The organism is Andreprevotia chitinilytica DSM 18519 (assembly GCF_000711875.1).
Classification (GTDB): Bacteria; Pseudomonadota; Gammaproteobacteria; order Burkholderiales; family Chitinibacteraceae; genus Andreprevotia; species Andreprevotia chitinilytica.
The window spans coordinates 1-13,072 of sequence record NZ_JONM01000042.1 but is presented as its reverse complement, the minus strand read 5'-3'; the positions used below and the strand labels follow the sequence as shown (position 1 = coordinate 13,072).

The 13,072-nt window shown below is 58.2% G+C and carries 13 protein-coding genes; 9 read left to right on the top strand and 4 right to left on the bottom strand.

Annotated elements, in window-relative coordinates; translation table 11 throughout:
- The 8 genes from BR41_RS21120 to BR41_RS23310 form a co-directional block, all read left to right on the top strand.
- A partial coding sequence (locus BR41_RS21120) for a phage tail protein (RefSeq protein WP_211251827.1) occupies positions 1-1,834 on the top strand: 1,834 nt, incomplete at its 5' end.
- A gap of 15 nt (positions 1,835-1,849) precedes the next feature.
- Positions 1,850-2,059, top strand: coding sequence for a hypothetical protein (locus BR41_RS21115; protein ID WP_035060626.1), 210 nt, complete (start codon positions 1,850-1,852; stop codon positions 2,057-2,059).
- Entirely contained in the window at positions 2,056-3,039 is a 984-nt protein-coding gene (locus BR41_RS23315) for a collagen-like triple helix repeat-containing protein (RefSeq protein ID WP_051711442.1), read from the top strand. The genes BR41_RS21115 and BR41_RS23315 overlap by 4 nt, the downstream gene beginning before the upstream one ends.
- Positions 3,040-5,931, top strand: a complete 2,892-nt coding sequence (locus BR41_RS21105; protein ID WP_035060627.1) for a hypothetical protein — start codon at positions 3,040-3,042, stop codon at positions 5,929-5,931.
- 1 nt (position 5,932) lies between these two features.
- A complete protein-coding gene (locus BR41_RS21100; protein ID WP_035061246.1) occupies positions 5,933-6,163 on the top strand; it encodes a hypothetical protein in 231 nt (76 codons plus the stop codon).
- Between the two features lie 58 nt (positions 6,164-6,221).
- Complete coding sequence (locus tag BR41_RS21095; RefSeq protein WP_035061243.1) at positions 6,222-6,431, top strand: hypothetical protein; 210 nt, start codon at positions 6,222-6,224, stop codon at positions 6,429-6,431.
- Positions 6,424-6,903: a lysozyme gene (locus tag BR41_RS21090; protein ID WP_035061240.1), complete on the top strand. Its 480-nt coding sequence runs from the start codon at positions 6,424-6,426 to the stop codon at positions 6,901-6,903. The genes BR41_RS21095 and BR41_RS21090 overlap by 8 nt, the downstream gene beginning before the upstream one ends.
- Positions 6,900-7,427: a lysis system i-spanin subunit Rz gene (locus BR41_RS23310; protein ID WP_051711547.1), complete on the top strand. Its 528-nt coding sequence runs from the start codon at positions 6,900-6,902 to the stop codon at positions 7,425-7,427. The genes BR41_RS21090 and BR41_RS23310 overlap by 4 nt, the downstream gene beginning before the upstream one ends.
- A gap of 82 nt (positions 7,428-7,509) precedes the next feature.
- Here the strand turns inward: BR41_RS23310 and BR41_RS21080 are convergent, their stop codons facing one another.
- From BR41_RS21080 to BR41_RS21060, 4 genes are all read right to left on the bottom strand, one after another.
- Positions 7,510-8,115, bottom strand: coding sequence for a hypothetical protein (locus tag BR41_RS21080; RefSeq protein WP_156970848.1), 606 nt, complete (start codon positions 8,113-8,115; stop codon positions 7,510-7,512).
- 315 nt (positions 8,116-8,430) lie between these two features.
- The gene (locus BR41_RS21075; protein WP_035061234.1) at positions 8,431-9,294 is read right to left on the bottom strand and encodes a hypothetical protein; all 864 of its coding nucleotides are present in this window, start codon (positions 9,292-9,294) and stop codon (positions 8,431-8,433) included.
- 650 nt (positions 9,295-9,944) lie between these two features.
- Positions 9,945-10,250: a hypothetical protein gene (locus BR41_RS21065; RefSeq protein ID WP_156970847.1), complete on the bottom strand. Its 306-nt coding sequence runs from the start codon at positions 10,248-10,250 to the stop codon at positions 9,945-9,947.
- A gap of 47 nt (positions 10,251-10,297) precedes the next feature.
- Entirely contained in the window at positions 10,298-12,439 is a 2,142-nt protein-coding gene (locus BR41_RS21060; protein ID WP_051711545.1) for an RHS repeat-associated core domain-containing protein, read from the bottom strand.
- Positions 12,440-12,488: 49 nt separating this feature from the next.
- Between BR41_RS21060 and BR41_RS21055 the strand changes: the two genes are divergently transcribed.
- Positions 12,489-12,971, top strand: coding sequence for a hypothetical protein (locus tag BR41_RS21055; RefSeq protein ID WP_035061251.1), 483 nt, complete (start codon positions 12,489-12,491; stop codon positions 12,969-12,971).
- The last annotated feature ends 101 nt before the right edge of the window (positions 12,972-13,072 follow it).

Here is a 13,072-nt window from a genome sequence, read left to right as displayed (position 1 = left end):
GGATAACGGCGAATGGATGAACGCCGGCACCACCGCTTCGCTCGGCGTCGATCTGCCGGGGGTGTATGCCGGCACCTACGTCGCCCAGGTGCGGGCACGCAATGCGCTGGGGGTGTTTTCCCAAGTGGCGCTGAGCGCGCCGACCACGCTGCAAGGCAAGACCACGCCGCCACCGGTGGTCACCAGTCTGACCGCTGCGCCGCAGGTGTTCGCCATCGGCCTGCATTGGACTTTCCCGGCCGGGCCGCTCGATGTCGAACGCACCGAACTCTGGTACGGCCAGACAGCCAATCGGGCCGATGCGATCAAGCTCGGCGACTTCGCGTACCCGCAGAACACGCACACGCTGCTGGGCGCACCGCTGGGTAAAACGGTCTGGTTCTGGGCGCGGCTGGTCGACAAGAGCGGCAACGTCGGGGACTGGTATCCGACCGGCAACGGCATCCCCGGTGCAGCATCGAGCAACCCGGATGAGATTGTCGCGGTCATGGGCAAGATCGGCCCGGAGCGGCTGACGCCCGCGCTGCTGAACCAGCTCGATGCCAGCGACCGGCTGGATGGCTTGCGCGACGAAATGACCCAGCTCGCCGAAGCGCAACGCGATGCCATTCTGGATGCCGAGCACACCGGGGGCACGGCCCGTTCCGCGCAGTCCGGCGTGGCGGTGGCGCTGCAGCAGATCAGCCAGCAAGCGGATGAGCTGCACGCCGAAGCCAAAGCGCGCTTGCTGCTGCAAGCCTTGCTCCATGACGTGCAGGCTGGCCTGCTGGTCGAACAATCGGTGCAAGCCGATGACATCGAGGCCATCAGCACCAGCCTCACCACGCTGATCAGCCATGTGGCGGCCAACGATGCAGCGATCATTCAGGAAGCCACCACCCGTACCACGCACGAGTCGGCGCAGGCGTCGACCCTGCAGCAGGTGCAGACCAAGGTGGGCGACCTGTCGGCCAGCATCACCCAGCTGGCGCAAAGCCTGGACGGGCTGGATGCAACCTACATCCTCAAGGTCACCGCCAACGGCAAGATCGCCGGTATGAAGCTGCAGGCCAACCAGCAGGGCGCGGCCATCGACTTTTTGTGCGATGCCTTCCGCATCAGCCTGCCGGATGGATCGAGCAGTACGGCGGTCTTTGTGGTGACCTCGGTCAACGGCCAGCCGGCCGTGGGCATCAATGGTGGCCTGATCGTCACCGGCTCCATCGCGGCCGATGCCTTGAGCGTGCAACGGCTGTCTGCCATCTCGGCCAACATCGGCATCGTCACGGCCGGTCTGCTGCGCAACAGCGCCAATACCAGCTTCATCAATCTGGATGCCGTGAAGGGTGCGCCGTTCCTGTCGGCCGGTAATGGCAACGTGGTGCTGTATGAAGACGGCCGGGCCTACTTCAACAACGTGGTGATCAGCCGGCCGATGCAGGTGGCATCGGGCACGTGGAATGGCTCGCTGGTGGCGTGGGCCTGGCACAGCGCGCAGAACCAGGGCGATACCAGCTATGCCCTAACCGGGCCGTATTCGATGCTGATCGACACCGGTTATGAAGACCCGGACGCCATGTATGGCCTGCCGCCGAATTTCTCGCTGGTGGCCGCCGCCGTGGCCAACAAGGGCACGCATTCCCCGGCGCTCGATCTGCAGTACCGCATCGCCATTTCGCCGACGCTGGTGTACGCGCCGCTGCTCTACACCACCACCGGTGTGCAGGGGAATGCCTCCGGCCGCGTCTACATCAATGTCGCGGTGCAGGTGCTGAACATCACCGGGGCGACGCCCGCGCAAATCACCAACATCGTCGTCAACACCATCAACTGGAAGCTCTACAAGGTCACCTAGGAGGCACCGCCCAGCATGGAACTCCCCCGCATTCCGCTCTATGTCTTCGACCCGGCCACGGGTGCGCTGATTTCGCAAATTCTCGTTAAGGAAAACGACGCCATCAGCCCGACACGCGGCGACGTTACGCCGCTGGCACCGCCACCCGAGACGGTCGAGCAGCAGGCGTTTTTTAAGCAAGGGGCGTGGGTATTGCAGCCCCGCCCAACCGGGGCAAACGGATGAGCTACGCAGCGTGGTATCGCGTCGGCACCGTCTCGGTCGAGGCCGGTAACGTGTTCGTCACCGGCAGCGGCACGTTCTGGTCCGATCAGCTCAAGGCTGGTGATATTTTCATGCTCGGCAACGTGCTGGGCGAGATCCAGTCCGTGACCGATGATGAACACCTGGCACTGGTCGAACCGTGGGAAGGTCTGACACGCAGCAACGCGACCTACAAGGTGATTCGCAACTTTGATGCGACCCCGGTTGGTTTCTTTACCGCCCGGCTGGCGGCGTTCTTCGGGCGCTTCCAGACCGCGCTGGCGCAGATCCTGGCCGTGTTCACCAGCACCGCGCCCACGGTGTCCGTGACGGACATCGCCGACCGGTTGGTGGCCGTGCCGACCTGGCGTTCGCTGGCTGATGCCGCCGCGAACGGCACCGGTACGGTTGGCCCGCCCGGTGCAACCGGTCAGCCTGGTCCAAAGGGCGACACCGGGCCACGGGGTTTTCCGGGGCTGCCGGGTATGCCGGGCGTCAACGGCCTGAACGGTAAAAGCGCCTTCGAGCTGGCGCAGCTGCACGGTTTTACCGGCAGCGAAGCGCAATGGCTGGATTCGCTCAAAGGCAGCGGCGGCGGTGGCGGCGCAGCATTGGCGTGGACCAACCTGACCGGCTTCCCGGTGCTGGCGGCCGGCGAGTTTGCCGAGCGGCCCCTGGCCGGTGGGGCGTGGGATAAGGACGCGATTCTCATTGCGGCCGTCTCGATGGCGCCGAGCGCACCGACCGACCGCTACCGCATCGAGATCATCCAGCACGTGCTCGATGCCGACACGGTGATCTATGCCACCGCGCCGCTGGATGGCCCGTTTATCGATGCCGCACCGGTCACCTTGTTGCGTGCACCGACCAGCACCTTGCGGCTACGCCTCACCGCCGTTACGGCCATGAATACCGGTGGCAGCAACTATGCCGCCATCAAGTTCCTCGCAACCGGAGTGTAAATGCGTCCCCCGTTCCCCTCGCTTGGCGACTATCTGCAGCTCTACCCAGCCACGCCAAGGATCGGCCTCGATCCCTTCAACCTGCGCGACACCTACTACCCGCGTAGCGCCTTCACCTTGGCCGACACGTTCACCAATCCGTACACCGGCACCGTGCGTAATGGCGCGTGGTCGGTCGATGCCGGCGACCTCACCTTGCCCGACAGCGCCAAGGAACCGCGTGCGTATTGCACGCAGGGTATGGCGTCGCTGACCTTTGCCGGCACGTCCTGCATCCTGCGTGTGCAACTGAACAGCAGCTGGGGCACCGGCAAAATCCGCATCGACGGCAAAGTGCCGAGCACGCTCGGCTTGGTGGCCGCCCTCGATGTGGTCGATTGCAACGCCGACAGCTACACCGGCATCGATGGCACGCAGTACGTCGACGTCGTGGTCGCCGATGGTCTGGCGGCCGGCAATCACACCCTGGAGATCGTCGTCGATAACGCGGCGAACAAGTGGTTTTGCATTGCGGCGGTGAAGTCGCGTAGCTTCTACACGCTGCAGCCTTATGCCTTTAGTGGCTGGCATGCCGGCATCGATACCCGCCTGAACGATGGCGCGCTGACCTTGCATAACAACGGCGGCAAGACGATCAAGAACGTCGCCGTCACCGTGCCGGCACAGCTCAAGCAGCAGAACGGCACCGCTTTCGCCAATCCGCTGCCGGTGGGCGACCTCGCGCCCGGCGCCAAGTACGTGCTGCACTACGCGATCGATGCCAGCGCCGAAGCCGATAGCGCGACCTATACCGTGGGGCTGCAGGGCTATTACGACGACCCGGCCGGCACGGCCACCTTCACCAGTGACGTGCTGCTCGGCGTGGCCAATGCCGCGCTGACCTTTAGCAGCGGCTGGACCAAAGACACCGCGACACCGGGCAATGTAATGCGTGCATTCAGCGGTGGCACCGGCAAGACCGTGACGTTTCAGACCGACGCCACCAGCTTCGTCGTTACGCTGCAGAAGGAATACGGCTGGGGTAGGGCGTCGGTGCTGGTTGGCACCACCAGCTACGCCACCTTGACCAGTGCCGATGCGGTTGGCGGCGGTTTTCTCACTGATGTGACCGTCACCGGCCTGCCGGCCGGCAGCAAGACCATCACACTGAAGACGCTCGACGGGGCCGCGAAACCGTTCGTCTTCACGCAGGTGAAGTTCAGCAAGTCGGCCACGTTCAGCCTGGTGACTGAACAGATCCCGCTGCACTACACCTTCCAGCACATCCCGCCGTTCGCTCCAGCCAATCCGCGCCTGCAGGCCGGGCAGATCGCGTGGGATGTACAGAGCGGTGCGCAGCAAGACCTCGCCATTCCACGCAGCAATGCCGGCCTCACCGCGACGCAGGTGTACACCCGCTTCCCGACCTATGCCGTCTATTACGGTGCTGGCCAACTCGACATCCTGAGCCAGTATGATCTGGTGGTGATCGAACCCAAGGCCATGACGCGCCAGCAGGTGGCGCAACTGCAGGCCAAGGGCGTGATCGTGCTGGGCTACATCAGCTTCGGCGAAGAAGACGGCATCAAGACCGACCCGTTCGACGACCAGTCGCCGCAAGGCCCGTGGTTCGACGATGCGGGCGGTCCCGGTGGCTACGCCAGCTATTACAACAAGGGCGGCAATGGCTTCGGCGAGGCCAGTGAATGCGGCCACGACCAGCAGCGCGTCGAGGGCCGCAAAGCCTGCGCGGTGGGCAACGCCAAATACTTTACGGGCACCGGTCGCTGCAGCTGCGCGTGCACCCTCGACAGCCGCGACGGTTACGCCAAACAATCGACCGGGGGAGTTTGCGGCGGCGGTTATACCTCGGCCAACAATTGGCACCGCGATGCGATGACCGCGTGCGCCAACACCGCTTGCCCGAAGTACGCCCCGGTGAATCAGAAGTGCAGTCAGTACACGCCGGGCGAGGTGCGCTGGGGGCAGGATTTCAGCATGGCCACGCCCAGCTACCCGGATCAGAACGGCATCTGGGGCTCGTCCTTTATCAACCCGCTCGCACCGCGCTGGCAGCAAAAAATCAGCCAATCACTGTTTCCGATGGTGTTCGATCCACCGGCACCGCACACCGAGACGATCACGCTGCAAAGCCACGCTACGGCGGGCGGTGACACCAAACTGGTGTTCCGGGTGACGCATTGGCCGATTGATGATGGCGAACCGCTGACCATCACCAACGTGGCCGGCACGTACACCTACCAGCGCAATGTCGATTACAGCTACGACAAGGACGTCGGCACCTTTACGGTGGATGCGAACGCGGGTGTCGATGCCGGCCAGACCGCTCCGGTCGTAGGAACGCCACTGGTGATCCACTACAGCCGCAAGGGGCTGCAGTGCGATGGCGTGTTCATGGATACGGTCGACACCGTCGATGTGTACCCGAGTAACCCCTTCCAGACCGCGTTCGCGACGATGATCAACGCCCTGAAGGCGGAGCGGCCGACCAAGCTGTTCTGCTCAAACCGGGGGTTTACGATCCTCGACCGGATCATCGGCAGCTGCGCCTTTGTAATGTTCGAGAGCTTCCTCGTCGACTACAACTGGTCGACCGGGACGTATTCGAAGATCACGGATGCCGACAGTGTGGCCTTCAATAACGGCATCAAGCAGCAGCTCAAAAACCTAAGACGAAAGCACACCTTCGACGTGCTGGCGCTCAACTACTGCGACAACGGCCCGGCCGGTGACGAGTTACGCCAGTACATCGCCGAGCAATGCGCGCAAGAGGGTTATATGAGCTGGTCGACCACCATCCTGCTCAACGATCCGCTCCCCAACAACCCGCTACAGATGAACCCCTACGGCATGATCCGGGGCAACGGCTGGCGACTTCTAAAGCAGGTATGACATGACGAACGAAGCGAATCCATTCCTGACCGACATCCCGATGGTGGCGCAGGTGCGCGCACTGCGGAATGTGGCCGGGGTGCTGGTCGAGACACCGGTCGGGGATTGCCAACGGGTGTGGTTCCGCATAGCGCCGGTGGCCAAGGCCGGTCAGAGCCACACCGACGTCAGCACGCTAGCCAAGCGCAAAATCCCAGATCCCCTCGGGCGCGACCAGCTGCGGCCGTACTAACCCCTCCCTCTTCACCCCATGCCCGCCGCGAGCGGGCTTTTTTATGCCCGGAGCAATCATGTTGAAGGAAGAAAGCACCGCCCTCATCGGCGCCAAAACCAGCTTCACGCTTGGCCTGTCCGCGCTGGCGTCGTTGACGATGAACAATCTGATTCAGATCGCCACGTTCATCTACATCGTGCTGCAGATCGCGTGGGTGATCCGCAAACATCGGCGCGGCCCCGGTCCTGCCCCGACCCAAGCCACCGAGGAGCGCGACGATGAATAAGCTGACGCGATCCCTGTCTGCCGGGGTGCTGGCCGCGCTCGCCCTGGCGGCCAGCCTCGTGATGCCCTTCGAGGGCGAGCGCCGCACCACCTATCTCGACCCGGTGCAGATCCCGACCCGCTGCTATGGCCACACCGGTAAGGACGTGCGGCTGGGTCAGCCCGAAGCCAGCGCAAGCGAATGCCAGGCCTTGCTGCAGGCCGACCTGATCGCCGCCAATGCCGGCGTAGATCAGTGCGTGCATGTGCCGCTCACGACCGGCCAGCGTGCCGCACTGGTGTCGTTTGTGTTCAACGTCGGGGCGGGGAAGTTCTGCGGCTCCGGCATCGCCCACAAGCTCAATGCCGGCGATTACGTCGGTGCCTGCGGCGAACTAAGCCGCTGGGTCTGGGCGGGGGGAAAGCAGCTACCTGGCCTGGTGAAACGGCGTGCGGCCGAACGGGCGGTATGTGAGGGGAGAACGCCGACATGATCGCGATCCCCTGGTACTGGCGATGGTTGGCCATCACCGCACTCGTGGCCGCATTCGCGGCCTTTTTTTATGAGCAGGGCGAACAGCACGAATCGGTGCGGCGCGATGTGATCGATGCGCGTCGGGACGTGACCGACGCGAAGCGGGAGACCGCCAATGCCAAAGCGCTGGCCGATGCCCAAACCCATGCCCGCGCGCTCGAACACGATGCCGCCGACCAAATGGCGCGCATCGGCAATCGTTACCAGGAGCAACTGAGAGATGAAACCGAACAAAGGGATCGCGTTATTACTGACCTGCGGGCTGGTACTCTGCGCTTGTCAGTCCCCATCCGTGCCGCAGGCGGACAATGTGTGTCCGCGTCCGCCGACACCCGATCCGGCGGTGATGGTGAAGCGCACGCCGAACTTCAAGACGCGGCTGCTGAGTTTCTTATCCACCTCGCCGACGAAGCCGACCGCATCGTCGACCAGCTCGGTGCCTGCCAAACTATCATCGTTGATGATCGAGCGCACCAACAATGACAATGCCCACCTTGCCCGTTTTTGCGGTCAAGGCGGGCATCTCTCATTGGTTCACTGCAATTGACCAATAAGGTCACTCGACCTATCTGGATTGCCTTTTATGGGCAGCCCGCACAGCATCGGACGGATTGAAAATAAACTTAAACAGATTTAAGCGAGTATCTACGTCGTCCAAATTCCGTGGATTCGACAGATCATTAAACACCTCAGCAGGAGATTCAACCAAGGTAAGCAGCTCTGGCTCAGAAAGCAAATTTGTCATTCGCACAATTTCTACCGCACCAGAAATTGCCCTTTCGCGAACAACCTCAAAATCCTTCCGCAAGTCTTCTTCAGACATGCTCCCTGTTTGCAATTTTTGCTTAGCGCCAACAAGAATCGAGGTAATTTCGTCATTAAAACGACGATACTCAACCAATAAATTCCGAACCTTAAGCCGATGCCACTCGTGGGGAGGCTTGGGAAGCGCTTGGATGACCTCCGGCAGCTCGCTACAAACGGCATCCAAAGCCAACTCGTCAGACCGGCCTGACCGTTGAACGCCACTTACGATTTCGTTGGAATCTGCTCGACGAATTTCCGCACGTGCCATCCAAAAACCCTGACTTACCTCACGGCAATGCAACTCGATCCCATAGTAGCCCTCACCAATGTGGTTCAAGTCCCTTAACATTTTGTCCCTAGACATGATCCTCATCTCCTGCCAGAGGTCAGAATTTTCAACTTGGCTTCCAGTTTTTTGATTCTGTCTCTATGACCTTTGCCATTCTGGTTGTTATTGTCACAATCTTTCAGATCGCCCTTTCGCCAATAAGTGTCAATTCCTTCATTGCCTACTCCTGACTTGCTGTAGCTCGGTAGGTTGAGCTAAGCGTAGCGAAACCCAATGATGCTGTCAGTTGCAATGTGCGCGGCAAATCTTGGGCCGCATTTCATTTAGCCCAACCTACGGGCTTCACCCCCGCCCCCGTCGTTAATGAATCCGTCATTTAAAGAATTTTAACTACTTAATTTCTTGGCAATATTCTTGATATTCTGATGTGCCCGAACACACATGAATCATCGATTCGTATAGCCAGTCTTGTCTAAAACTACCACCAATTTTTTTTGCCCGATCAAGCGCAGCTAAAAAATTAATTGTAGCCCCTTTGTCATCCCCAGCTTCCCATGCTGTCTGTCCCAAATCTTGATACAAAATGGCTTCTAACTGCAAGATGCCTCCCTGATCAACTCCTTGCTTCTTAGTATCGGCGATGAATTGTTTCATCTTCAAATATGACCCACCCCATCTGGGCTCTAGCGAAACCAAATATCTGGTTCGCGCCAGTCGATTGCCAGGGAAAATTCTATTCGCTTGAGCCAGCAGCATCTCGGTGGTTTTTTCGTCCCCCTCCGCTATAGATATATCCAAGAGATGAAAAACCGTTAAATATGGTTTATTTGTCAAACCTAAGGAGATGCCAAATTCCGCTCTGGACAAAGCAAACAAGCGCTCCATTTCGTCAATATTTTCTTTCGGTGTTTCCGATATATATCGCTGCCCCCGGGCGTCCTGTCCAGCTTTCTTCAGAAAAATACCTAAAGCCAAATGCGCAGGATACGACGTAGGTGCGACCTTTACCCATTGTCGCAAAGCCAATTCTTGTTTCTCGCTAAGTTTATAGAACGGCCGATACGTATTGCGAAGCGCCGTTTCCGAGGAGTAGCCAGCTTCAAAATTCTTCTGAAGGCCATTCAACACGGAGCCGAGCTCTACAAAATTATGGGCATCTAGCTTCCCTAGAAGATCCGGCTCCTCAGCATAAATAGCAGATGAGAAAGAAGACAAAAACAATAGACATGTGAAGTAGCGAATAAATTTGCTCATTTTTCTATCCTGTTCGGGTTGAAATTAATACTGCATTTCAACTACGCCTACAATGTTGGCGGCACAGCCATGTATTGCGGATTAGCCACAGGGCGTAACTCGCAGATTCAGCACGCAATTCACGCATCGCCCGCGCGGGTCATATGACCCGGCTATATGGCTAAAGGAAGGTTGCGATCCGCCGCGCATACGGCCATTACTTCGTTATCTTCTCGTTGCGTTGCGAGAGAAAATACACAACCGAAACCATAATCAACGCGATACAAGTTATAAATAGTGCTCATTAACTGTATGGGCATCCAATTTGCCATTTTCGTTGCGTCCTATGGGCTCATGACTCGTGGCGAGCGTCGTCAGTGATGTCCATCATGAAACTCTTCGTTGACCATGTTTTGTTGATCATGAACATCATGATCTCTAACTTCGTTACTCAGATATGCAACTTCCTCTACTCGCCCAACCTTTTTCAAAATAAACATGCAGATTATATTTACAAATCCAAAAAAACATGCAAAGCCGAGCGAGACGCCTGTATTAACCAACCACGAAAGCACAAATAAACAAAGGAACGATGCGGCCAAACCAATGGCCGACGCCTTAAAAAGAAAAGATATGAATGCCCTCATAATTTTTTTCACATCCCTACCGAACTAAAGCCCCGAGTCAGGGGAGTCCGAGTCACCCCCAAAATAGCTCTCTGCCACTTCGTCCCCCCAACCTAACGTAACCATCCAAGTATAGTCACCTTGCCTTTGAGGCATTGTCTCGTTCAAATACATTGCTACATCTTTCAGACTTACAGGCATTTTTTCGCCCTTCGTATAGATGCCAACAACAGAAATCAAAAGAAATTGAAAATCATCTTGTATTTCAAAATTCAAAGAACTTGAATCAAAACCAAATCTATCGCACAACACTTTGCGAATGATACTTATCGTTTCTTCAGAAATAAGCATTTCCACCCTCGCAACACCACAAAAAGGCAAACCATATCTACGCCAAGTTACTCAAGGAGCTGCAGAAGATCTGATGGAATTTCACAACCCAAATCTCTGGCTTCTTTAATTTTATCGGCAAGCCCCTTCTTAAGCCCATTAATTTGGGTAACGTGCCCCATGTAGGTTCCTTTACCCTCCAAGTCTCCACCGGGGTTCACTGAATGCGCCCGGACAAAAAGGTTGTAAGGGTCTTTGTTCAGTTGAACCAATTTCGATCGCAATTTTCCCGCGATATCTCTTATTCTTTGCTGCAAATCCTTGCATTTGTCATTATTTGGCGGGCAATTTTTTGTGCTCGCGCTTTGGCCCGTTGAGTCAGAAGACATCATAATCGTAGTGGCAATCGCCGCAATAGCGGCAACATCTGCGGCAGGGTCTTCTGGCCCCAGCCCTACCACCTCTGCAGCAACAGCTCTTTCTGCTGCTTTTTCAAGCGTTGCCGGTGACACCGAAAACAACCCGGAAGGATCAACTGTGCCGGTGGGCCTATTTCCAACATAGGCATAGGTTGAAAAACTCCCCCCGGCAAGTCCAAGCGGATCGCTTGTGAGATAACGACCATTCTGCGGATCGTAGTCCCGATTCAAGTTGTAGTTGTGTCCCGTCTCGGCATCGTAGTACTGGCCGGGGAAGCGTAGGTTATAAATAAACGACGTGCCGGTATTGGCTGGATCTTGGTTCGGCAGACTGTTGCCAAACGCTTCGCCATCCCAGCGCCACACCACGGCATTGCTGACCGGATCAGTGACTTGGCGCGGCGTGCCGAGCTGGTCTGCCCACACGTAGTAGATCTTCGGATTGGCCGGATCGGCGGTCGGCCGAACTGCGGCAATCGGCAGATCACCCAGCCACACCATTTCCTGAATCGCCTTGCCGGTGGCGTCGTACTCGCCCAGCAGGTGGCCAGCTTCATCGTACACAAAGCGGATGGTGCCGTTGGCGTTGGTTTTTTGGACGCGTTGGCCGAGGGCGTTGTAGCTGTATAGCGTGATGGCGGAGCCAACTTGCACTTGGCTCAACCGATCAGCGTTGTTGTACGTGCTGATCATGTTGCCGGCTTGGGTTTGATTGCCCACCGCATCGTATTGGTACGTTGCACCGTTGTTGCCGGTGGTGTTGAGTAGCTTGTTGCTGGCCGGGTCGTATTGGAAATAGGTCGCGCTGCGGCCGTTGCTGGCGTAATCGCGATTGCCGTTCTTGTCATAGCCGTAATAAAAGGTGACTCCGTCGACGTTGCCGACCAAGAGCTGATCCAATACGTCGTAACGGAAGTTCTGGTTCAACGTGCTGTACGCAGTGTCACTAATGGTGCTGACATTACCGACGTTGTCATAGCTATTCACGCGAATGGCATCGCCGAGTTTCAGGCCGGCAATGCGGCCGATGTTGTCGGCGGCTCTAGCCCACGTTTGCCCATTGGCCCACGACCAACCTTGTGCACCGATACTGGCAGACCAGACGATGTTACTGGCGAGCGGCTGGCCGTTCACCGTCACGCTGGTGAGGGTGGCCTTGTTCCAGCCATAGGTCACGGTCAGGCCAGACGGGTAGGTGATAGTCTGGATGCGATTACCCGACAACCAGCTGTAGCCCACGGTTTGCGTGAGAGCGTTGCCACCTACGTTAGCCGTACGGCTGACTTGGGTCGTGTGCCCTTGGGCGTCGTAGCTGTAACTGGTGCTGCCATCCGCATCGGTGAAGCTGCCCAACTTGCCGACACCGTTGGCGGCGGTGTCATAGCTAAAGGTCTGCGTCTGGTCGCCGTAGTTGATGTTGATTATGCGGTTCTGACTATCGTACTGGTATTGCGTAGTTTTGCCGCGAGCGTCGGTCTTTTGGGTGGTATTGCCGGCAGCGTCGTTGACGTAATTCGTCGTGCCGCTATCCGGGCTGACCAACTTGAGCAGGTTGTCGAAGCCATCGTAGGTGTAGCTGGTGGTGAAGCCTTTCGGGTCAGTGACGCTGACCAGATGATTGTTGGCATCGTAGCTGAAAGTGGTGACGTCGCCGGCCGGATTGGTTTGCTGGCTGAGACGATTCAAGGCGTCATAAGCATATTTCGTCACGTGACCAAACGCATCGGTCTTGGTCAGGCGGTTGCCGTTGGCGTCATAGGTAAACGTCGTCTGGAAGCCATTGCCGTCCATGATGGTGATTAGCCGGCCCAAAATGTCGTAGCTGTAAAAAGCGCTGACGATGGGAACGTGTGTCGGAACGATAACAACGGGGGTGGGCGTTGGTGTCGGTGCCGGCGATGGTACTGGCGACGAGGTCGGTGTCGGGCTTGGAACCGGCGACGGTACTGGCGACGAGGTCGGCGTCGGGCTTGGAATACGCGACGGTACCGGCGATGAGGTCGGTGTTGGGCTCGGCACGGGGGACGGCACAGGCGAAGACGTCGGTGTTGGGCTCGGAACCCGCGACGGTATCGGTGAAGCCGTCGGCGTCGGACTTGGCACGGAGGACGGTACCGGCGACGGGCTTGGTACAGGTGACGGTACGGGCGACGAGGGTGGTGTAGGACTTGGTATAGGTGATGGCACCGACGAAGACGTCGGTGTTGGGCTTGGAATTGGTGTCTTCGATGGGACCGGCGTCGGCGCGGGAGCCGGTGTCACACTGGGCTTGGGCGTCGGGTGTGCGGTCGGGGTCGGCGTATGGTGGTGGTCCCGGTCATGATCCCTGTCGTGATCTCGATCCTGGTCGCGATCATCATCCCTATCATGATCGTCGTCGCGACACTCCCCACCTTTCTTCCACAGCGATGCAGCTTCAACTGG

Coding starts and splice junctions, on each gene's coding strand:
- BR41_RS21075 (WP_035061234.1), bottom strand. CDS start 9,294: ATGAGCAAATTTATTCGCTACTTCACATGTCTATTGTTTTTGTCTTCT.
- BR41_RS23315 (WP_051711442.1), top strand. CDS start 2,056: ATGAGCTACGCAGCGTGGTATCGCGTCGGCACCGTCTCGGTCGAGGCC.
- BR41_RS21100 (WP_035061246.1), top strand. CDS start 5,933: ATGACGAACGAAGCGAATCCATTCCTGACCGACATCCCGATGGTGGCG.
- BR41_RS23310 (WP_051711547.1), top strand. CDS start 6,900: ATGATCGCGATCCCCTGGTACTGGCGATGGTTGGCCATCACCGCACTC.
- BR41_RS21080 (WP_156970848.1), bottom strand. CDS start 8,115: ATGTCTAGGGACAAAATGTTAAGGGACTTGAACCACATTGGTGAGGGC.
- BR41_RS21105 (WP_035060627.1), top strand. CDS start 3,040: ATGCGTCCCCCGTTCCCCTCGCTTGGCGACTATCTGCAGCTCTACCCA.
- BR41_RS21065 (WP_156970847.1), bottom strand. CDS start 10,250: ATGCTTATTTCTGAAGAAACGATAAGTATCATTCGCAAAGTGTTGTGC.
- BR41_RS21060 (WP_051711545.1), bottom strand. CDS start 12,439: ATGGACGGCAATGGCTTCCAGACGACGTTTACCTATGACGCCAACGGC.
- BR41_RS21095 (WP_035061243.1), top strand. CDS start 6,222: ATGTTGAAGGAAGAAAGCACCGCCCTCATCGGCGCCAAAACCAGCTTC.
- BR41_RS21090 (WP_035061240.1), top strand. CDS start 6,424: ATGAATAAGCTGACGCGATCCCTGTCTGCCGGGGTGCTGGCCGCGCTC.
- BR41_RS21115 (WP_035060626.1), top strand. CDS start 1,850: ATGGAACTCCCCCGCATTCCGCTCTATGTCTTCGACCCGGCCACGGGT.
- BR41_RS21055 (WP_035061251.1), top strand. CDS start 12,489: ATGGGAACGTGTGTCGGAACGATAACAACGGGGGTGGGCGTTGGTGTC.